The organism is Pararhizobium sp. DWP3-4, from assembly GCF_049898205.1.
Taxonomy (GTDB): domain Bacteria; phylum Pseudomonadota; class Alphaproteobacteria; order Rhizobiales; family Rhizobiaceae; genus Pararhizobium.
The window spans coordinates 69,119-89,933 of the sequence record NZ_JAFCXF010000004.1 but is presented as its reverse complement, the minus strand read 5'-3'; the positions used below and the strand labels follow the sequence as shown (position 1 = coordinate 89,933).

The 20,815-nt window shown below is 60.1% G+C and carries 16 protein-coding genes; 11 read left to right on the top strand and 5 right to left on the bottom strand.

Features of this window, described 5'->3' with window-relative positions; translation table 11 throughout:
• The first annotated feature begins 34 nt into the window (after window positions 1-34).
• The 6 genes from topA to rpmG all read left to right on the top strand — a co-directional run bounded on the left by topA (window position 35) and on the right by rpmG (window position 7,789).
• Window positions 35-2,734 (top strand): type I DNA topoisomerase, encoded by a 2,700-nt coding sequence (gene topA, locus ACP7E6_RS12110; protein WP_426230017.1) that lies wholly within the window; start codon window positions 35-37, stop codon window positions 2,732-2,734.
• A gap of 2 nt (window positions 2,735-2,736) precedes the next feature.
• On the top strand, window positions 2,737-5,112 hold the full coding sequence (rnr, locus tag ACP7E6_RS12105) for a ribonuclease R (protein ID WP_426230016.1): 2,376 nt from the start codon (window positions 2,737-2,739) through the stop codon (window positions 5,110-5,112).
• Window positions 5,113-5,158: 46 nt separating this feature from the next.
• Window positions 5,159-5,620: a DUF983 domain-containing protein gene (locus ACP7E6_RS12100; protein WP_426230015.1), complete on the top strand. Its 462-nt coding sequence runs from the start codon at window positions 5,159-5,161 to the stop codon at window positions 5,618-5,620.
• A gap of 41 nt (window positions 5,621-5,661) precedes the next feature.
• On the top strand, window positions 5,662-6,327 hold the full coding sequence (locus ACP7E6_RS12095) for an NUDIX hydrolase (protein ID WP_426230325.1): 666 nt from the start codon (window positions 5,662-5,664) through the stop codon (window positions 6,325-6,327).
• Window positions 6,328-6,340: 13 nt separating this feature from the next.
• Window positions 6,341-7,525: an MFS transporter gene (locus tag ACP7E6_RS12090; protein ID WP_426230014.1), complete on the top strand. Its 1,185-nt coding sequence runs from the start codon at window positions 6,341-6,343 to the stop codon at window positions 7,523-7,525.
• Between the two features lie 96 nt (window positions 7,526-7,621).
• The gene (gene rpmG, locus ACP7E6_RS12085; RefSeq protein WP_037107821.1) at window positions 7,622-7,789 is read left to right on the top strand and encodes a 50S ribosomal protein L33; all 168 of its coding nucleotides are present in this window, start codon (window positions 7,622-7,624) and stop codon (window positions 7,787-7,789) included.
• Between the two features lie 718 nt (window positions 7,790-8,507).
• Here rpmG and ACP7E6_RS12080 read toward each other — a convergent pair.
• Window positions 8,508-9,875 (bottom strand): PleD family two-component system response regulator, encoded by a 1,368-nt coding sequence (locus ACP7E6_RS12080; protein ID WP_426230013.1) that lies wholly within the window; start codon window positions 9,873-9,875, stop codon window positions 8,508-8,510.
• A gap of 115 nt (window positions 9,876-9,990) precedes the next feature.
• On the bottom strand, window positions 9,991-10,362 hold the full coding sequence (locus ACP7E6_RS12075) for a response regulator (RefSeq protein WP_003547430.1): 372 nt from the start codon (window positions 10,360-10,362) through the stop codon (window positions 9,991-9,993).
• Window positions 10,363-10,526: 164 nt separating this feature from the next.
• Here ACP7E6_RS12075 and ACP7E6_RS12070 point away from each other — a divergent pair, with 164 nt between their 5' ends.
• From ACP7E6_RS12070 to ACP7E6_RS12055, 4 genes are all read left to right on the top strand, one after another.
• On the top strand, window positions 10,527-10,799 hold the full coding sequence (locus tag ACP7E6_RS12070; RefSeq protein ID WP_426230012.1) for a DUF3572 domain-containing protein: 273 nt from the start codon (window positions 10,527-10,529) through the stop codon (window positions 10,797-10,799).
• Entirely contained in the window at window positions 10,796-11,443 is a 648-nt protein-coding gene (locus ACP7E6_RS12065; RefSeq protein ID WP_426230324.1) for a hypothetical protein, read from the top strand. Before ACP7E6_RS12070 ends, ACP7E6_RS12065 begins: the two co-directional genes overlap by 4 nt.
• A 140-nt stretch (window positions 11,444-11,583) precedes the next feature.
• Window positions 11,584-12,873, top strand: a complete 1,290-nt coding sequence (locus tag ACP7E6_RS12060) for a DNA polymerase IV (protein ID WP_426230011.1) — start codon at window positions 11,584-11,586, stop codon at window positions 12,871-12,873.
• Window positions 12,874-12,976: 103 nt separating this feature from the next.
• Window positions 12,977-14,200 carry a L,D-transpeptidase family protein gene (locus ACP7E6_RS12055; RefSeq protein WP_426230323.1) on the top strand — a complete coding sequence of 408 codons (1,224 nt, stop codon included), beginning with the start codon at window positions 12,977-12,979 and terminating at the stop codon, window positions 14,198-14,200.
• Between the two features lie 10 nt (window positions 14,201-14,210).
• On the opposite strand, the gene dnaE is transcribed toward ACP7E6_RS12055, so the two are convergent.
• Window positions 14,211-17,717: a DNA polymerase III subunit alpha gene (gene dnaE / locus ACP7E6_RS12050; protein ID WP_426230010.1), complete on the bottom strand. Its 3,507-nt coding sequence runs from the start codon at window positions 17,715-17,717 to the stop codon at window positions 14,211-14,213.
• A gap of 466 nt (window positions 17,718-18,183) precedes the next feature.
• On the opposite strand from dnaE, the gene ACP7E6_RS12045 reads away from it, so the two are divergent.
• Window positions 18,184-18,765, top strand: coding sequence for a hypothetical protein (locus ACP7E6_RS12045; RefSeq protein WP_426230009.1), 582 nt, complete (start codon window positions 18,184-18,186; stop codon window positions 18,763-18,765).
• 39 nt (window positions 18,766-18,804) lie between these two features.
• Here ACP7E6_RS12045 and ACP7E6_RS12040 read toward each other — a convergent pair whose 3' ends face one another.
• A complete protein-coding gene (locus ACP7E6_RS12040) occupies window positions 18,805-19,488 on the bottom strand; it encodes an ABC transporter ATP-binding protein (RefSeq protein ID WP_426230008.1) in 684 nt (227 codons plus the stop codon).
• Window positions 19,489-19,506: 18 nt separating this feature from the next.
• Window positions 19,507-20,814, bottom strand: a complete 1,308-nt coding sequence (locus ACP7E6_RS12035; RefSeq protein ID WP_426230007.1) for a lipoprotein-releasing ABC transporter permease subunit — start codon at window positions 20,812-20,814, stop codon at window positions 19,507-19,509.
• Window position 20,815: the final 1 nt, after the last annotated feature.

Sequence of the window (20,815 nt, the reverse complement as noted above, 5' to 3'; positions counted from 1 at the left end):
CACAGCTTTGAACGGTTGCTTTGAGAATATGACCATGAATGTCGTCGTCGTGGAATCGCCTTCAAAGGCGAAGACCATCAACAAGTATCTGGGTCCCGGTTACAAGGTTCTCGCCTCCTTCGGTCACGTCCGCGACCTGCCTGCCAAGGACGGCTCGGTTTTGCCGGACGACGATTTCGCCATGCTGTGGGAAGTGGACACCGCGTCCGCCAAGCGCATGAAGGACATTGGCGACGCCTTGAAATCGTCCGATGGCCTCATTCTCGCAACCGACCCGGATCGCGAGGGGGAAGCGATTTCGTGGCACGTGCTCGATCTGCTGCGGAAGAAGAAACTGATCGGCGACAAGCCGGTGCAGCGCGTCGTCTTCAACGCCATCACCAAGAAGGCCGTGCTCGATGCGATGGCCAATCCGCGCGATATCGATATCCCGCTGGTCGATGCCTATCTCGCACGCCGGGCGCTCGATTATCTCGTCGGCTTCAATCTTTCGCCGGTGCTGTGGCGCAAGCTGCCGGGCGCCCGCTCGGCCGGCCGCGTGCAGTCCGTGACGCTGCGTCTGGTCTGCGACCGCGAATCGGAAATCGAACGCTTCGTTTCGGAAGAATACTGGAATCTCTCGGCGCTTCTGAAGACACCGCGCGGCGATGAGTTCGAGGCGCGGCTGGTCTCGGCTGCCGGAAACCGGCTTCCGCCGCGTGGCGTGACCAATGGTGAGGACGCCGGCAAGCTCAAGGCTTTGCTCGACGGCGCCGCCTACACGGTCGACAGCATCGAAGCCAAGCCGGTGAAACGCAATCCGTCGCCACCTTTCACCACATCGACGCTGCAGCAGGCCGCCTCTTCCAAGCTCGGATTTTCGGCGTCGCGCACCATGCAGGTGGCGCAGAAGCTTTATGAAGGTATCGATCTCGGCGGCGAGACCGTCGGTCTCATTACCTATATGCGTACGGACGGCGTGCAGATGGCAGGTGAAGCGATCGACGCGGCGCGCAGCGCCATCAGCGACCAGTTCGGCAGCCGTTACGTGCCGGAAAAGGCTCGCATCTATTCGACCAAGGCGAAGAATGCCCAGGAAGCGCACGAGGCGATCCGCCCAACCGACTTCACCCGCATTCCCGACCATGTCCGCAAGTTTCTCGATGCCGACCAGTTGCGTCTCTACGACCTGATCTGGAAGCGCGGCATTGCCAGCCAGATGGCGTCAGCCGAAATCGAGCGGACCACCGCCGAGATCACCGCCGACAACAAGGGCGAAAAGGCCGGCCTGCGGGCCGTTGGCTCGGTCATCCGTTTCGATGGCTTCATCGCCGCCTATACCGATCAGAAGGAAGATGGCGAGAGCAGCGACGATGGCGACGAGGACGGCCGCCTGCCTGAGATCAACGCCCGCGAAAACCTCGCCAAGCAGAGGATCAACTCGACCCAGCACTTCACCGAGCCGCCGCCGCGCTATTCGGAAGCTTCGCTGATCAAGAAGATGGAAGAGCTCGGCATCGGCCGCCCCTCCACCTATGCCGCGACGGTGACGACGCTGCTTGATCGCGAATATATCATCAACGACAAGCGCAAGCTCATCCCCGAAGCCAAGGGCCGGCTGGTCACCGCCTTTCTTGAAAGCTTCTTTGCACGCTATGTCGAATATGATTTCACCGCATCGCTGGAAGAAAAGCTCGACCAGATTTCCGCCGGTGAACTGAACTGGAAGGATGTCCTTCGCGATTTCTGGAAGGACTTCTTTGCCCAGATCGAAGACACCAAGGAACTGCGCGTCACCAACGTGCTCGACGCGCTGAACGAAGAACTGGCCCCGCTGGTCTTCCCGAAGCGCGAAGACGGCAGCGATCCGCGCATCTGCCAGGTCTGCGGCACCGGCAAGCTGTCGCTGAAACTCGGCAAATACGGCGCCTTCGTCGGCTGCTCGAACTATCCGGAATGCAATTTTACCCGCCAGCTTTCCTCAGACAGCAAGAACGGCGACGAGGCTGCCGTCTCCAACGAGCCGCTGGCACTCGGCAAGGATCCACATACGGGCGAGGAAATCACCCTGCGCTCGGGCCGTTTTGGACCCTATGTCCAGCGCGGCGACGGCAAGGAAGCCAAGCGCTCGAGCCTGCCCAAGGGCTGGACGCCGGCCACCGTCGATCATGAAAAGGCGCTGGCCCTTCTGTCGCTGCCGCGCGATATCGGCGCCCATCCGGAAACCGGAAAAATGATCTCGTCCGGCCTTGGCCGCTACGGGCCATTCATCCTGCACGACGGCAAATATGCCAATGTCGAGAGTATTGAGGACGTGTTTTCGATCGGCCTCAACCGCGCGGTCTCGGTTCTTGCCGACAAGCAGGCGAAGGGTCCCGGCGGACGCGGAGCCTCAGCTGCCCCGCTCAAGGAAGTCGGCGATCATCCCGATGGCGGACCGATTACCGTCAAGGACGGCAAGTATGGTCCTTACGTCAACTGGGGCAAGGTCAATGCGACCCTGCCGAAAGGCAAGGACCCGGTATCGGTGACGATGGAGGATGCCCTCATGCTGATCGCCGAGCGCATTGCCAAGGGCGGCATCAAGCCGGCCAAGGGCAAGGCAACCAAGACCTCCAAGCCGAAAGCTGCCGCAAAGGCCGATACAGCCACGACCAAGTCGGCCAAGCCGAAGGCAGCCGCCAAACCGAAGGCCGCTGCAAAGCCGAAGGCGGCGACCAAGCCAAAGACAGCTGCAAAAGCAAAGAAAGACTGAACGTGACCAAAAACCCGCGCGATCGAACCGAACGGCCCGGAAAACCCGCAGTCCGGATCGGACGCGCGGGCAAGAAGGTCATCATGCCCGCAGATGACACCGTGATCATTCACGGTGCCGTGCCGCCGCGTGACGTGCTGATGCGCTTCATTTCTGAAAATCCGGACAAAGCCTCCAAACGCGAGATCTACAAAGCTTTTGGCTTGAAGGGCGAAACCCGCATCGAGCTGAAATCCCTGCTGCGCGAAATGGAACAGGACGGGCTTCTGGAAAAGAAGCGCAATTCACTGGTGCGCCCCGGCGCCCTGCCCCCCGTCACCGTTCTCGACATCACCACCCGCGACAAGGATGGCGAACTGATCGGCCGTCCGGCCGAATGGCCGGATGACGCGGGCGTTGCACCCGCCGTGTCGATCCGTCAGTCGAGTGTCGGCCAGTCGAAGGGCAAGATGCCGGTCGGCGGCATTGGCGACCGGGTTCTGGCCAAAATCTTTCCAGCCAAAGATCGCGGCGGCCCGGCCTATACGGCGCGCATCATCAAGGTGCTCGACCGCAAGCGCAATAACAACGCGGCACTCGGCGTCTTTCGCGCTTCGCCGGATGGCGGCGGCCGGATCATGCCGATCGAGAAGCGCGGCGAGGAAATGCAGGTCGATGCCGAGCATCAGGGGCCGGCCAAGGACGGCGATCTGGTCGAGGTCGAAATCGTCCGGTCCGGCCGCTTCGGCCTGCCGCGCGCCGCAGTCAAGACCGTCATCGGCTCGGTTGCCACCGAAAAAGCCATCTCGATGATCGCCATTCATGCCCATGGCATTCCCTATATCTTCCCCGACAGCGTCATCAAGGAAGCCGATGCTGCCGGTCCCGCCACCATGTCGCATCGCGAGGACTGGCGCTCGCTGCCGCTGATCACCATCGATCCTGCCGACGCCAAGGACCATGACGACGCCGTTCATGCAGAGCCCGACCCATCGCCCGACAACGAAGGCGGCGTCGTCGTCACCGTCGCGATCGCCGATGTCTCCTGGTATGTACGGCCGAAATCGGCGCTCGATCACGAAGCGGCCAAGCGCGGCAATTCCGTCTACTTTCCCGACCGCGTCGTGCCGATGCTGCCTGAGCGGATTTCCAACGAATTGTGCTCGTTGAAACAGGGTGTAGACCGGCCGGCTCTCGCCGTGCGGATGCGGTTCTCGAAGGAAGGCCGCAAGGCTGGCCATACCTTCCATCGCATCATGATGAAGAGCGCTGCCAAGCTCTCCTACAATCAGGCACAGGCGGCGATCGACGGCAACCCGGACGATCAGACCGGGCCGTTGCTGGAACCGATTCTGAAGCCGTTATGGAACGCCTACGCGATCCTGACGCGCGGCCGCGAACGGCGCCAGCCGCTCGAACTCAACATGCCCGAACGCAAGATCGTCCTGAAAGCCGACGGCACCGTCGACCGCGTCTTCGTGCCGGATCGCCTTGATGCCCACAAGCTGATCGAGGAGATGATGATCCAGGCCAATGTGGCGGCTGCCGAGACGCTGGAGATCAAGCGCCAACCGCTGGTCTACCGTGTCCACGATGCGCCGTCGCTCGCCAAGCAGGAGACGCTGCGCGAGTTTCTGGCGACGCTCGATCTCTCGCTCGTCAAGGGCGGCAATCTGCGCTCCAACCATTTCAACGGCATTCTGTCCCAGGCCGTCGATAAGCCTTACGAGACGATGGTCAACGAGATGGTGCTGCGCTCGCAAAGCCAGGCGATCTACAGCCCGGAAAATATCGGCCATTTCGGCCTCAATCTGATGAAATACGCGCATTTCACTTCGCCGATCCGCCGCTACGCCGATCTGATCGTGCACCGCGCGCTCGTCGGTACGCTGGGGCTCGGCGAAGGCGGCATCACGCCGGCCGAGGAAGCAGCGCTCAACGATATCGCGGCCGAAATTTCCACATTCGAGCGCCGGGCGATGGCCGCCGAGCGCGATACGGTCGATCGGCTGATTGCCCATCATCTCAGCGGCCGGATCAACGAGGAATTCGACGGACGCATATCTGGTGTGACCAAGGCGGGACTATTTGTCACTCTTCCGGCCTATGGCGCGGATGGGTTCGTACCTATATCTACGCTGGGACGCGATTATTTCATCTATGACGAGGCCCATCAGGCCCTTTCCGGCGAAAAAACCGGACTTGGCTACCGTCTTGGCGATCAGATCCGCGTCAAACTGGTGGAAGCTGTGCCGCTTGCCGGCGCGCTCCGCTTCGAGATGATCAGCGAAGGACGCAAGATGCCGACGGCAACGCGCTCCTTCCACAAGTCCGGCCGCAGGGATCGCAGCGGCGCTCGCAAGATGCCGGGAACGCGACCACCGCGCGGCAAGCGATAAAGGATGTGAGGGATTTGCCTTGCGTCCGCAGATTGAGGATATGGACATGCAGGCAACTGGCAGCAATCCGGAAACAGTCCGCTTCGAGCAGACGCGGGAAGCCGATCGTCCCGTTGGACGATCGATCAAGCGCGGGCTTTTGAACCAGTGCCCAGCCTGCGGCAGCGGCAAGCTGTTCGGCCGTTTCCTCAAGACCGTGCAGGCCTGCTCGTCCTGCGACGAGCAGCTCGACAAGCATAGCGCTGACGACTTTCCGCCCTATATCGTCGTCACCATCATGGGTCACATCGTGCTTGGCGGCTTCATGGCAACCGAAATGATCCTGCCAATGTCCAACTGGGGACACCTGGCGATCTGGGTGCCGATGACCATCATCGGCTCGCTCGCCATGATGCAGCCCGTCAAGGGCGGCGTCGTCGGCCTGCAATGGGCCCTGAAGATGCACGGTTTTGGCGGTCACGATGACGAACCGGCTGACGCCCTGCCGGTACCGGACCGGGCTGCGTGACCACCAGCCGCGACGGGTCGGTGAACGACACGCCCTCGGATATGGTCAAAATTCGGTCGCCGCGGCCGCGTGAAGCCGCGTCGATCATGCTGCTCGACCGCTCGCAGGATTGTGTGCGCGTTCTCGTCGGACGGCGCAACAAGGCGCATGTCTTCATGCCGAACCTGCATGTCTTTCCGGGCGGACGCAGGGACAGGGACGACCACCGCCTCGCCTTCAGCGGCGATATCCACCCGGCGGTGCTGGAACGCCTCAAAACCGCTTACAATTACGCCGCCTCCGAAAGCCGGCTGCGTGCCATTGCGCTTGCGGCAGTGCGTGAACTGCACGAAGAAGCGAGCATCGCAGTCGGCACCAAAGACTGCGGAAACACTCTGTTACCTTTCCTTCCCGATCTGACAAACTTGCGCTATATGGCACGGGCGATTACGCCGCCAGGACATCCGCGCCGTTTCGACACCCACTTCTTCGCCCTGTTCACGGACGAGGCGGGCGTCGATCCCCGCGATATCCGCGACAGCCGGGAGCTCGAAGATTTGAGATGGATTGATGTGAACGATGTGTCGGCGGTCCGGTTGCCGGACATTACCGGGATCATCCTTGGCGACTTGAGGGCAAGCCTTCAATCCGACGCATCTCTGCCATTCGGGAGACCGGTGCCGTTCTACCACACGCGTCATGGGCGCCTTGTCCGCGACCTCCTTTAGGGAATTTCACTGCATGTCACAGCCGCCGTCCGGCACGCCTGCGCCGGTTGAGGAAATACACTGGCCATCGCTGGTTGCTGCCATCGCTGCGATCTCGGCCGTTGGCATCGCCATCGGCCTTGGTCTGCCTCTGCTCAGCATCATCATGGAAAAGCGCGGCATCTCCTCGACGATGATCGGGCTGAATTCGGCGATGGCTGGTCTTGCCTCGATGGCGGCAGCGACCGTCACAGCGAAGATCGCCCATCGTTTCGGCGTCGCCAATACGATGCTGCTCGCCATTGTCTTTGCCGCGATCAGCGCGCTCGGCTTCTATTATATCGAAAACTTCATATTGTGGTTTCCGCTGCGCGTCGTCTTCCACGGCGCGATCACCGTGCTGTTCGTCCTCTCAGAGTTCTGGATCAACGCCACGGCGCCGCCGAGCCGCCGCGGGCTTGTTCTCGGCATCTACGGCACAGTCCTGTCGCTCGGCTTTGCAGCCGGCCCCCTGCTCTTCTCCATTCTTGGCAGCGAGGGCATCCTGCCATTCGCGTTTGGTGCCGGCGTCATTCTGCTGGCGGCCATTCCGATCTTCCTCGCCCGCAACGAAAGCCCGGAACTCGACGAGAAACCGGAGCTGCATTTCATGCGCTACGTGTTCCTGGTCCCAACCGCGACCGCCGCCGTGTTCATTTTCGGCGCCGTCGAATCGGGTGGCTTGTCGCTCTTTCCGATCTACGGAACCCGCAGCGGCTTCACCGAATCGCAGGCTGCCCTGCTTTTGACCGTCATGGGCATCGGCAACGTCATTTTTCAGATTCCTCTCGGCATGCTGTCCGACCGCATGACGGACCGTCGCAATCTGCTTGCCTTGATGACCGTCGTCGGCTTGATCGGCGCACTCTGCCTCCCCCTGCTGCAGGGCAACTGGTGGCTGATGGCAATCGTGCTGCTGTTCTGGGGCGGAAGCGTCTCCGGCCTTTACACCGTCGGCCTCAGCCATCTCGGTTCCCGCCTGACCGGCGCCGACCTCGCGGCCGCCAATGCAGCCTTCATCTTTTCCTATGCAGTCGGAACTGTGGCAGGCCCCCAGGCTATCGGTGCCGCCATGGATATTTCGGGGAATAACGGATTTGCCTGGGCAATCGCCGGATTCTTCGGGCTTTATGTGGTACTTTCCGTGGTGAGAATCGTTTTCAATCCAAAACGGACTTGACTTTTCGGGCGCGATTTGTAGTTTCGCGCCAAGTTTGCCGGGACCATTTCCTTTGGAAGTCCGCGGCTATGTTTTTTTTGTAAAGGCAGGACGACCATGGCGAAAGCTGCAAAAATCAAGATCAAGCTGCTGTCGACGGCCGACACAGGTACTTTCTACGTGACCTCGAAGAACAGCCGCACCAAGACTGACAAGATGTCCTTCACCAAGTACGATCCGGTCGTACGCAAGCACGTCGAATTCAAAGAAACCAAGATCAAGTAAGATCTGGTTTCCGTTTTGGAATACGAAGGCGCCGGCTGAAAAGCCTGGCGCCTTTTTCTTGTGGTTTTTTGGGCGTTGGTGCGGCGGCAATCTGCGGGAATTGGATCAAATAAAAAACGCCGTCCCCATGACAGGGACGGCGTTTTAATGGGCGTCGGCTGACCGCTACCGCGGCACGAGGAACCGCATTGGCAACAAATCAGCCGACAAACCCCACGACCCAGGAGATGCGGCGGACCTGACATCATGGGGTAAATATTGGGAGTTGTTTTCTCCCTTGCCTAGGAGAATTGACCGAAAATAAAAAAAAATCAATGAATTCTTAAAGACGGCGCGCAACAGCGCATAGGCATGATTAAATTAACCATACCTAATAGACCATCCAGCGCTGATTCTGCGGCGAGCCGATCCTTGAAAGATTGCTTTTTAAAAGTAGTATTACTTTTTCACAGAATGGCGAAATGGCAATGCGAAAAGCTTCATTAAGGCAATCGAAATATTTAAATATTTGAATTGTAAATGTTATTTCAACACACTAGAAATTACCCATTACTTCTCCCGCCTGCATAGCAGACATTAGCGCTCTATTTAACAACCCTGGCACGATAATATATCCAAAAAACACGTATTACGGTTAGCTTATAATGATGTCAGAATCAGCCTGTTTTTTTCCTGTGGAAAAAAGCGGTGAGAAGCCGATGCCCTGCTCCAATCCTACTCAAGCTGCGGCGGCAACCACCCGGTTACGGCCATTGTTCTTGGCTTGATAAAGCGCCGTATCCGCACGTTTCAACAGGGATTCCGGCGTATCACCCTGCGGGTTCAACGTCGCAATACCAAGCGACGCGGTGATTGACAGAGGCGTATCGGAGTTCGGCAGTGCGAAGCTCCTGTCCTCGACGATCGTGCGCAGGCGTTCGGCAATCGCGGCGGCCGCATCTGCATTTGTGTCCGGCATCACGACGACGAATTCCTCGCCGCCAAACCGGCAGGCAAGATCGGCGCCACGCACCGTCGAGCGGACGCGATGAGCGAAATCACGCAGCACCTCGTCTCCGGCGTCATGACCATAGGTATCGTTGACGCTCTTGAAGCGATCGATGTCGGTGATACAGATCGACAGCGGCCGGCCGCGCGCAAGGGCGCGGTCGATCAGAAGCTTCAGATGGTTGTCGAGATAGCGGCGATTGTGCAGGCCGGTCAGCCCGTCGGTCACCGCCAGCTCGATCGTCTGCTTGACGCTGGCGCGCAGCCGGTCATTGCAGTGCTTGCGGCGGATCTGCGTCAGGCTGCGGGCAACGAGTTCGTTCGGATCGACGGGTCGCATCAGATAGTCGGTGACGCCGAGATCGAGCGCGCGAACCACCATGTCGTCATGCCCCTGCTCGGCGATGATGAGCAGCGGAATATAGCGCGTGCGCTCCAGCGAACGAAGCTGCGAGCAAAGCCGCAACGGATCGTAGTCGTCGAAATTCGAGTTGACGATGACCAGATCAAAACTGTTTTCGGCGGCCTCGAACAAGGCCGCCTGCGGATCCGACATCGCCGTCACTTCCGCGACCGGCTTCAAGGCCCGGATGATGCGCTCCTGCGAACTGCCCCTGCCATCGACAAGCAGGACATTGCCGAACTCGTCAGGCCGATCCGAAGAGGTCATATCCTGCAGACCGACATTGTGGGCGGTTTCGGCGCGAAGGCGCAGCTCGTCGCTGACATTCTTCAGCCGAACCAGGCTTTTGACGCGCGACATCAGTTGCAGGTCGTTGACGGGCTTGGTGAGAAAATCGTCAGCGCCGGCCTTCAGCCCTCTCACGCGGTCCGATGGCTGATCAAGCGCGGTGACCATGACGACGGGAATATGCGCCGTGCGCGGGTTCGACTTGAGCCGTTCACAGACTTCAAACCCGTCAATACCCGGCATCATAATATCGAGCAGGATGAGATCGACCGGCTGTTTCTCGCAGATTGCCAAAGCCTCATAACCATCGGCTGCCGTCAGCACATCAAAATACTCAGCCACAAGGCGCGCCTCGAGCAACTTGACGTTGGCCGGGATGTCATCGACGACGAGGATCCGTGCAGTCATGCAATCTTTCCTGCCAATACGCGCCTGAAACAGAAAGCCGGTTCAACTTTCAATGCCGTTTCACGCGCAAGAATATCGTTGAGGGGCATTCCTGCTGGAAACCCCTGGCGCTGCATCAGGCATCGCCCAAATAAGTCTTGATCGTCTCGATAAATTTCGGCACCGAGATGGGCTTGGAGACATAGGCCTCGCAGCCTCCCTGCCGGATGCGCTCTTCGTCGCCCTTCATTGCGAACGCCGTGACGGCGATCACCGGGATAACATGCAATTCGTCGTCTTCCTTCAGCCATTTGGTCACCTCCAGCCCGGAAACCTCCGGAAGCTGGATGTCCATCAGGATCAGGTCAGGGCGATGTTTGCGCGCAAGATCAAGGGCTTCCATACCATTCCGGGTCTGAATCGTCGTGTATCCGGATGCCTCGATCAGGTCACGAAAGAGCTTCATGTTCAGCTCATTGTCTTCAACAATCATAACCTGTTTGGGCATTTCGATCCCTTGATTTGCGGTTCCGGCTTGCATGGCCGTCGCATCGCTATAAGTTGCGGCGCGGTTGGGCTCATCGCCCCGGAAGCTTGAAGCTACAGCGATTTGGTTGAAAAACCGGTAATATTCCGTAGAAAATTGCCCGAATGCAAGAAGGACATCTGGACGTGACCCCATCCGAAGAAACAGCGATTTCCATCCTCGGCTGGCTTGCAAACGAACCGGAACTGCTCGGACGTTTCCTGGCACTGACGGGCACCGATCCATCATCCATGCGCCAAGCCGCCGCCGACCCCGGTTTCCTTGCCGGCATCGTCGATTTCCTCATGGGCCATGAGCCGACCCTCATGGATTTCTGCGCGGCGACCGGCACGCGGCCCGAGGATGTGGTGCGTGCCCATGCGATCCTGTCTGGCCCGGACAATCCGGGAGATTTCTGACTGTGACGGATACGCTTGATCTCAACCATATCCGTCTGACCGACCGGCCGCTGATCGTCTGCGACATCGATGAGGTTGTGCTTGAATTCCTGACACCATTTGGCAACTTCCTGCGCGCGTGCGGCCGTGATCTTCTGCCCCGCTCCTTTCGCCTGCATGGCAATATCGTAGAGCTTGACAGCGGCTTGCCGGTCGAGGACGCGAAAACGAGCGAACTGCTGGAGACTTTCTTCCGGCTGCAGGACCAGTGGCAGACGCCGGCAGATCGCGTTGTCGATACCCTGGCCGGGCTTTCCGCTGAAGCGGATATCATCTTCCTGACCGCGATGCCGCCACGTCACAGCGGCACACGCCGGTCGCTGCTCGACCGCCACGGCTTGCACTATCCCCTGCTTGCCAGCGAAGAGCCAAAGGGACCGATCATCAAGCGCCTGCACGATGCCCGCGACGTGCCGCTGGTATTCATCGACGATATCCTGCGCAATCTGCAGTCCGTTCAGACCCATGCGCCAGATTGCCTGCTGATCAACCTGATGGCCAACGACCAGTTCCGGGCGATGGCACCCGATCCGGGCGACGGTATCGCCAAGGCGGAGCGCTGGACGGACGCAGCCGCGATCATCCGCACGCATCTGCTGCGGTGAATGCCGGCCGGAAAACCGACGCTGGGCACAAAAATCGCTCAAGCTGACCTTTCCTGGGGAGGTCAAAGATTGCCTTCCCATGTCTTGAGACTCGTCAGTTTAGGGCGTATCGTGAAAATGTTCAACTTTTGTTCTGATCGATGCAAACAGACGCGCAGCAGTTTCCAGGGTTTTGCCGAGACTGTCTCACGGGCCAACCGGCCGGCATTCGCCGTTGCCGGGCCTGCGGCAGCCCACGCCTGCTCTATCATTCAGAACTCTATCAGCTGACGCTCGCCCATATCGATTGCGACGCCTTCTATGCCTCGGTGGAGAAACGGGACAATCCGGACCTTGCCGACAAACCGGTGATCATCGGCGGCGGCAAGCGCGGTGTCGTGTCCACCGCCTGCTATATCGCCCGCATCCATGGGGTGCGCTCCGCCATGCCGATGTTCAAGGCGCTGGAGGCCTGTCCGCAGGCCGTCGTCATCAAGCCGGACATGGAGAAATACGTGCGGGTCGGCCGCCAGGTGCGCACGCTGATGCAGGAACTGACGCCGCTGGTTCAGCCGCTGTCGATCGACGAGGCCTTTCTGGAGCTGAAAGGCACCGAGCGCCTGCATCACGATCCCCCTGCCCGCACACTGGCAAAATTCGCCCGGCGGATCGAACAGGAAATCGGCATTACCGTTTCGGTAGGCCTGTCCTATTGCAAGTTCCTCGCCAAGGTGGCGTCCGACCTGCAGAAGCCGCGCGGCTTTTCGGTCATTGGCGCTGCCGAGGCGCTGGATTTTCTGAAAGACAGGTCAGTGACGCTGATCTGGGGCGTCGGCAAGGCCTTTGCGGCAACCCTGGAGCGCGACGGTATCCGCACCATAGGCCAATTGCAGACAATGGACGAAACCGACCTGATGAAGCGCTACGGCACGATGGGGCAGCGCCTCTACCGGCTGTCACGCGGCCAGGACGAGCGCACCGTCGATATCGACGGTGAAGCCAAGAGCGTTTCCTCGGAAACGACATTCAACGACGACCTCTGTAACTATGACGACCTGGTGACGCATCTGCGCCGGTTGAGCGAACAGGTGGCCCACCGGCTGCGCAAGGCCGACATTGCCGGCCAGACCGTCGTGCTCAAGCTGAAGACCGCCGACTTCAAGAGCCGGACGCGCAACCGCCGTCTCGACAGCCCGACCCGGCTTGCCGACCGGATTTTCCGCACCGGCATGCAGCTTCTGGACAAGGAGACCGACGGCACGAAATTCCGCCTGATCGGCATCGGTGTCTCCGACCTCTCCAATCCCGACCTTGCCGATCCGCCCGATCTCGTCGATACGCAGGCGACGCGGCGCGCGGCGGCGGAAGCCGCGATCAATACGCTGCGCGACAAATTCGGCAAGGCGACGGTCGAGACCGGCTATACGTTCGGCAAGGGCCGGCGAAAATAACCGGCTTCACATTCCCGTGTTCCGCGCGGAGCAGCAAAGTTTCCTTAAACCTCTCAGGCTAGGCTGATGTTGTGTTTGTTGCGTCCGGATGTTCCTCATGGTTTTGCGTTTTACATTTGGTCTCGGCCTCGCCTCCGCCCTGTCTGCCAGCGTGGCATTCGCGGGCGAGCAGGCTCCCCTGCAGATCGTCGTGTCGCGGGACCAGCAATCGCTGGTGGTCTATGACGGCAACACAGTCGTCGCCACGTCGAATGTCTCGACGGGCAAAGCCGGCCATTCGACGCCGACAGGCATTTTCTCGATCCTGGAAAAACGCCGGTTTCACAAGTCGAACATCTATTCGAACGCCCCGATGCCGTTCATGCAGCGTCTGACCTGGTCGGGCATCGCGCTGCACGCCTCCAATCACGTTCCAAGCTATCCGGCCTCGCATGGCTGCGTGCGGCTGCCGGACGCCTTTGCCAAACAGCTGTTCAAGATGACCGGGCGTGGTTTGCATGTGCTGATCTCCGATCGCCAGCTGACGCCGGTTGCGATCTCCGATCCGTTGCTGTTCCAGCCGAAAGAGAAAGAACCGGCATTGCTGTCGGACGCGACGTTGCGGCCAAGTGTTTCACAGATCCCCACTCAATCCGTCGAAGTGGCCACGATAGAGCCCGCACCGGAAAAACCGGTTGCCGTCGAGATGGAAAAACTGCCGCCGATCCGGATGCTGATCACCCATCGCGGCACACGCGAAATCACCATGGATATCCAGAGTCTGCTCAACGAACTCGGTTATGCCGCCGGCCTGGCCGATGGATATGCGGGCATGCAGACCACCGATGCCATCAAGGCATTCCAGTCCGCAGAAAAATTGACCGTCGATGGCAAGCCGACGCCTGCCTTCATCGAAGCGCTCTATGCCAGGGCCGGCAAGGGCAAGCCACCGAACGGCCAGCTTCTCGTTCGCCGCGAATTCGAGCCGCTGTTCGAAACACCTGTACGGATCGACAGGCCAGAGATCGCACTCGGCACGCACTTCTTCCAGTTCCAGGATATCGATGCCACCACGGGTAAAGGCGAATGGTTCGCCATGACGCTCGACAATACGTTGTCAGGGCCGATGAAGAAACGCCTCGGTATCACCACTGACGAAGACCCGGCGGCTTTCAATGCCGCGCAACGGACGCTGGACCGCATCACCGTTCCGGACGAAACGCGCCAGCGGATCGAGGAACTGCTCGCCGAGGGCTCGTCGCTGACCATTTCGGACATGGGGCTTGGCCAGGAAACCGGCGCCGGCACGGATTTCGTCACCGTCACCCGTTCCCGATCAAAGTCCTGACGGTCCGCCGCTATACCAGCTCGACATCGATGACGCCGGGCGCTGTCCTCAGCGCTGCGGCGATCTCCGGCGAGATGCGATACCTCTCATTGAGCTCCACCTCGATCTCGCGCTGGCCGTTATCCTTGATGACGATGAACGACACCAGGCCGTCGCCGCGTGTGTTCAGATGCGCCGCGACCGAGCGCAGCGGGCCGCTGTCCCGGACATAGACGCGTAGCGCCTTCTGCATCTGCAGCGACCGCTCTTCCAGCGACTGCAGCGTCTGGATGCGCATGCCGATGCCCTCCGGCCGCTCTTCGGCCTGCACCGTCATCACCAGCGATTTGCCGGGCTCCAGAAGGTCGCGGTACTGATTGAGCGCCTCCGAGAACAACACGGCCTCGAACTGTCCGGTGGAATCGGAAAAGGCGATGATGCCCATCTTGTTGCCGGTGCGGGTCTTGCGCTCCTGCTTGGATGTTACTGTTCCGGCCAGACGTCCGGCAGCAGCCCCCTTTTTCACCGATGCGGCGAAATCGGCAAAGGTCTGGACGCGGATCTTGTTCAGAAGCTCGTTATAGGTGTCGAGCGGATGGGCAGACAGATAGAAGCCCAGAACCTGAAATTCGCGGTGCAGCTTTTCCGATGCCAGCCAGGGGGAATAGGGCGGCAGGTTGACCTTTTCCGGGCCGGTCGCCGCGCCCGCGCCAAACATGTCGCTCTGGCCGCTGATCTTGTTGGCCTGGGCGATCTGCGCAAAGCCGAGAATGCGGTCAAGGCCGCCCACCAGCTCCGCCCGGTCATACCCAAAGCAATCGAAGGCACCCGCGCAGATCAGGCTGTCGAACACCCGCCGGTTCAAAAGCTTCGGATCGATCCGGAGGCAGAAATCCTCGAGATCGGCGAAAGGCTCATCACCACGCACCTCGACGATATGATCGACGGCCGCTTCGCCGACGCCCTTGATGGCCGAGAGCGAATAGTAGATGCGGTTGTCGCCGGTCTCGAAACGGCGAAACGAGGTCTGCACCGACGGCGGGATGACCTCGATGCCGAGCCGGTTTGCGTCCTGGCGGAAGTCGTTGATCTTGTCGGTATTCGACATGTCGAGCGTCATCGACGCGGCGAGGAACTCGACCGGGAAATGCGCCTTCAGATAGGCCGTCTGATAGGAAACGATGGCATAAGCCGCAGCGTGCGACTTGTTGAAGCCGTAATTGGCGAACTTGGCAAGCAAGTCGAAGATCAAGTCGGACTGCGGCTTCGAGACGCCGTTGTCGACGGCACCCGTGACGAAACGGGCGCGCTGCTTGTCCATTTCCTCCTTGATCTTCTTACCCATGGCGCGGCGCAGAAGGTCGGCTTCGCCGAGCGAATAGCCGGACAGAACCTGGGCGATCTGCATCACCTGTTCCTGGTAGACGATAACGCCTTGTGTTTCCTTCAGCAGATAATCGATCTTCGGATGGATCGATTCGATCTCTTCCTCGCCGTGCTTGCGGGCATTGTAGACCGGGATGTTTTCCATCGGGCCCGGGCGGTAGAGCGCCACCAGCGCGATGATGTCCTCGATGCAGTCCGGCCGCATGCCGATCAGCGCCTTGCGCATGCCGGCACTTTCCACCTGGAACACGCCGACAGTGTCGCCCTTGGACAGCATCTCGTAGGTCTTCAGGTCATCAAGCGGCAGCGCCTCGAGCTTGACTTCGATATCGCGCTTCCTGATGAAATCGACGGCGACCTTCAAGACGGTCAGCGTCTTCAAGCCAAGAAAGTCGAACTTGACGAGGCCGGCCTGCTCGACCCATTTCATGTTGAACTGGGTGACCGGCATGTCGGAGCGCGGGTCGCGGTACATCGGCACCAGCTGCGACAGCGGCCGGTCGCCGATGACGATACCGGCGGCGTGGGTCGAGGCGTGGCGGTAGAGACCTTCGATCTTCTGGGCGATATCGAGCAGGCGGCCGATCACCGGCTCCTTATCGACCTCTTCCTGGAAGCGCGGCTCTTCCTCGATCGCCTTGGCGAGCGTGGTTGGATTGGCCGGATTGTTCGGCACCATCTTGCAGATCTTATCGACCTGGCCATAGGGCATTTCCAGCACGCGGCCGACGTCGCGCAAGGCGGCGCGCGCCTGCAGCGATCCGAAGGTGATGATCTGCGCCACCTGCTCGCGGCCATATTTGCGCTGGACGTAGCGGATCACCTCTTCGCGCCGGTCCTGGCAGAAGTCGATGTCGAAGTCGGGCATCGAGACGCGGTCCGGATTGAGGAAGCGTTCGAACAGCAGCGAGAAGCGCAAGGGATCGACATCGGTGATGGTCAGCGCATAGGCGACCAGCGAGCCCGCACCCGATCCGCGGCCCGGGCCGACTGGAATATCCTGCAGCTTTGCCCATTTGATGAAGTCGGCAACGATCAGGAAGTAACCCGGAAACTTCATCTTCTCGATGACGGAGAGCTCGAAATCGAGGCGCTCGCGATAATCGGTCTCGCTATAGCCCGGCGACATGCCGAGCATTCGCAGCCGTTCGTCGAGACCCTCGACAGCCTGACGGCGCAATTCGATCTCCTCGGCGCGCTCGGCTTCCTTCGGATCGTCCGAGGCACCGGTGAAACGCGGCAGGATCGGTGCGCGGGTCTTCAGGACGAAGGAACAGCGCTTGGCGACCTCAATGGTGTTTTCCAGCGCTTCCGGCAGGTCGGCAAACAGAGCCGCCATGTCCTTGCGGCTCTTCAGGTAATGATCCGGCGTCAGGCGAAAGCGCGTGTCATCCGAAACCATCGCATTGTGCGCCACCGCCATCAGTGCGTCATGCGCCTCGAATTCGGCGGGCGACGGGAAGAACGGCTCATTGGTCGCGACGATCGGCAGTTCAAGCTTGTAGGCAAGATCGACGACACGGTTTTCGTGGCGCCGGTCATATTTGCCGTGGCGCTGAAGCTCGACATAGAGACGGTCGCCAAACACCGCAGCAAGGGTCTTCAGCCGCGTTTCCGCCAGCGCATGGTGACCGGACTTCAAGGCCATATCGACCGGCCCACCGGATGCGCCGGTCAGCGCAATCAATCCCTCCGCGCCGCCCTCCTGCAGCCAGGACAGCGCGATGCGCACCGACTGGTTTCCCTCGCCGCCGAGATAGGCCCGGCTGACAATATCGACGAGCCGGACATAGCCGGCATCCGTCGCGGCGATCAGAACGATGGCCGGCAGCTTGGCCAGGTGCTGGGCGTGGCCGCGTTTCTCGCCCTCGCCCTCATCCTCCATGTCGATCGACAACTGGCAGCCGATCAGTGGCTGCAGGCCATCGTCCATACATTTCTGCGAGAATTCGAGCGCTGCAAACAGGTTGTTGGTATCGGCAATGCCGATCGCCGGCTGGCCGTCGGCAACAGCCTTGCCGATGATCTTCTTGATCGGCAAAGCCCCTTCGAGCAGCGAAAAGGCGGAATGAACCCGAAGATGAACGAACTGGGGAGACGCGCCGCCCTCAGCGGAACTATCCTGCCGCTTGCCGTTTACCGCATCTGCCATGGCGCACCCCGATTCCCGTGAAGGCCTCAGGATATCCCGTTTCCATCCGCAGATGTCCAGTTTTCATCTGCCGCATGGCAGCATTTTCAAACTCGATCGGCCTTGTCCACAGCCGCCACTCGTCCATTCCCGCACCACAGCGCATGGGCGGAGATGGCGGTCTCGGCTCAAGCCATGCTTACATCCCGATGACGATGATCGAAAAGCTGGCGATGAACATGGCGATGGAGGTCAAAGCGGCGAGATCACGAATGAAGTCAGTCATTGGGCGGCTCCCTTTTCCGTTATGTTCTTATATTGTTCTATTTATGTTCACTCGTCAAGCAGCTGTTGCAAATCTTCGACCTTTGAGAAACGGAGATGGTAAACACTTTTCACCCGAGCCCTCAGGCCAGACAACTCGCATCTGGACGCCGGCCGGGCGGCCGATTAGTCTGCGTCTCAAATCCGACTAGGGGAAAGATCGATGAAGATGTCACTGGCCGTCATGACGGCATTCCTGGGCCTGACGGCCACCACGGCGCAGGCGGAAAAAACCATCGATCCGGATCGCATCGTCTTTGCGGCGACAGGCGATTGGGACAAGGACGGCAGCTCAGACCTTGCCATGCTGGTGGCACCGGTTGAGGGCACCGATGAAGATCACGCGGTCTACATCTATCTCAATGACGGCGACAGCGACCGGTTGAAACTGAGGACCGTGGTAGCAAACAAGGTTTGGGGAGATCTCACCATGGCCGGGCGGGCGCCGTCGATCACCGCCCTTGAGAATGGCTCGATCCTCATCACCACCCATAATGATTCTGTCGGCCGCGATCGCTGGGAACAGAAGCTGACGGTCGCCTATCGCAACTTCGACTTCGTCGTCGCCGGATATACCTATACGTCCTACGACACGCTCGATCCGGACAACACGACGGAATGCGATTTCAATGTGCTGACCGGCAAGGGAAAGAGCAGCGGCAAGCCTGTCGCCACCAAGGGCGAAATCGTGCTGCTGAAGGACTGGTCCGACGATCGCGGGCAAAAGGTCTGCGGTATCGAATAGATACCGGCAGCCCCGCGCCAACTCAGCGGAAGCTGCAGCTTAAAGCTCGACGACCTTGCCGTCTTCGATGGTGACGCGGCGGTCCATGCGCGCGGCAAGCTCGTAATTGTGCGTGGCGATCATCGCCGCGAGGCCGGACTGGCGCACCAGTGCTTCCAGTGCTTCGAAGACGTAGCCGGCCGTTTCCGGGTCGAGGTTGCCTGTCGGCTCGTCGGCCAAGAGCACCAGCGGCGCATTGGCGACGGCGCGAGCGATGGCGACGCGTTGCTGCTCGCCACCGGACAGCTCCGATGGGCGATGTTCGGCACGGTGGCCGATGCGCATGTAATCCAGAAGTGCTGCCGCCCGTTCGCGCGCCTCCGCCTTGCTGAGACCGGCGATCAGCTGCGGCATCATGATGTTTTCGACTGCCGTGAATTCCGGCAGCAGATGATGGGCCTGATAGACAAAGCCGATCTCATTGCGGCGGATCGCCGTGCGCCGTTCATCACTGAGCGCACCGCAGGATTGACCGTTGATCAGTACTTCGCCGGCATCCGGGCGCTCCAGCAGCCCAGCCAGGTGCAAAAGCGTCGATTTGCCCGTGCCCGACGGGGCAACGAGCGCCACGGTCTGGCCGCCATGAAGCGAAAAGTCCGCACCCTTGAGGATCGACAGGGTTTCTTCGCCCTGGCTGAAATGACGTTCGACGCCGGAAAGCTGCAATGCCACGCGCGCATTCATCGTGTCTGTATTCCCTCGTTATTCGTAGCGCAGAGCCTGAACCGGATCGAGGCGCGAGGCGCGCCAGGCCGGAAAGATCGTGGCAAGAAAGGACAGGCCGATGGCCATGACGACGACCGATGTGGTCTCGCCGAGGTTCATATCGGCCGGAAGCTGGCTTAGGAAATAGAGTTCGGGATTGAACAGTGTCGTGCCCGAAATCCAGGAAAAGAACTGGCGGATCGACTCGATGTTGAGACAGACCACAACGCCCAGGAGCACGCCGGCGATCGTACCGACAATGCCGATCGCCGCACCTGTCATGAAGAATATCCGCATGACCGCGCCTGACGAAGCGCCCATTGTGCGCAGGATGGCGATGTCGCGGCCCTTGTCCTTTACCAGCATGATCAGGCCGGAGACAATGTTCAGCGCCGCCACCAGAATGATCAGCGTCAGGATCATGAACATGACATTGCGCTCCACCTGAAGGGCGGAGAAAAAGGTCTTGTTGCGATCACGCCAGTCGCTGATCAGTACCTGGCGGCCGGCCGCATCCTCGATCGGCTGGCGCAGGTCATCGACCAGATCCGGGTCGGTGACGAACAGCTCGATCGACTGGGCAATGCCCTCGGCGTTGAAATAGAGCTGGGCTTCTTCCAGTGGCATGAAGATGATCGAGGCGTCATATTCCGACATGCCGATCTCGAAGATCGCCGAGACGGTATAGGATTTGACGCGCGGATTGACGCCCATCGGCGTGATGTCGCCTTCCGGCGCCACCAGCGTGATGGTGCCGCCGGCGGTGATGCCGAGTTGCTGGGCCATGCGCGAACCGATTGCAACGCCTGTTCCAGCCGCATAACCGACGAGATCGCCAGATTGGATGTGATCGGAAATCGACTTCATCTTGGCGAGATCGTCAGCGCGCACGCCGCGCACCAGCGCGCCTGTCCCGGCGCCGCCCGGACCGGAGGCAAGCGTCTGCCCCTCGATCATCGGGATCGCCATGGTGATGCCCTTGACGCCGGAAAATTTCGTCGCGAGGTCGGCATAGTTATCCAGCGGCCCATCCAGCGGCTGGACGATCATGTGACCGTTGATGCCCAAAATGCGCGAGATCAGCTCGGTGCGAAAACCGTTCATCACAGCCATGACGATGATCAGCGTTGCCACACCGAGCATGATGCCGATGAAGGAAAAGCCGGCGATCACCGAAATGAACGCTTCCTTGCGGCGCGAGCGCAGATAGCGCCAGGCCACCATGCGCTCGAATGTGGAAAACGGACGGCTCGACGGCGCCTTGGCGGTCGTGGCCTTTTCCTGTTCTAGCGTCGCAGCGCTCATT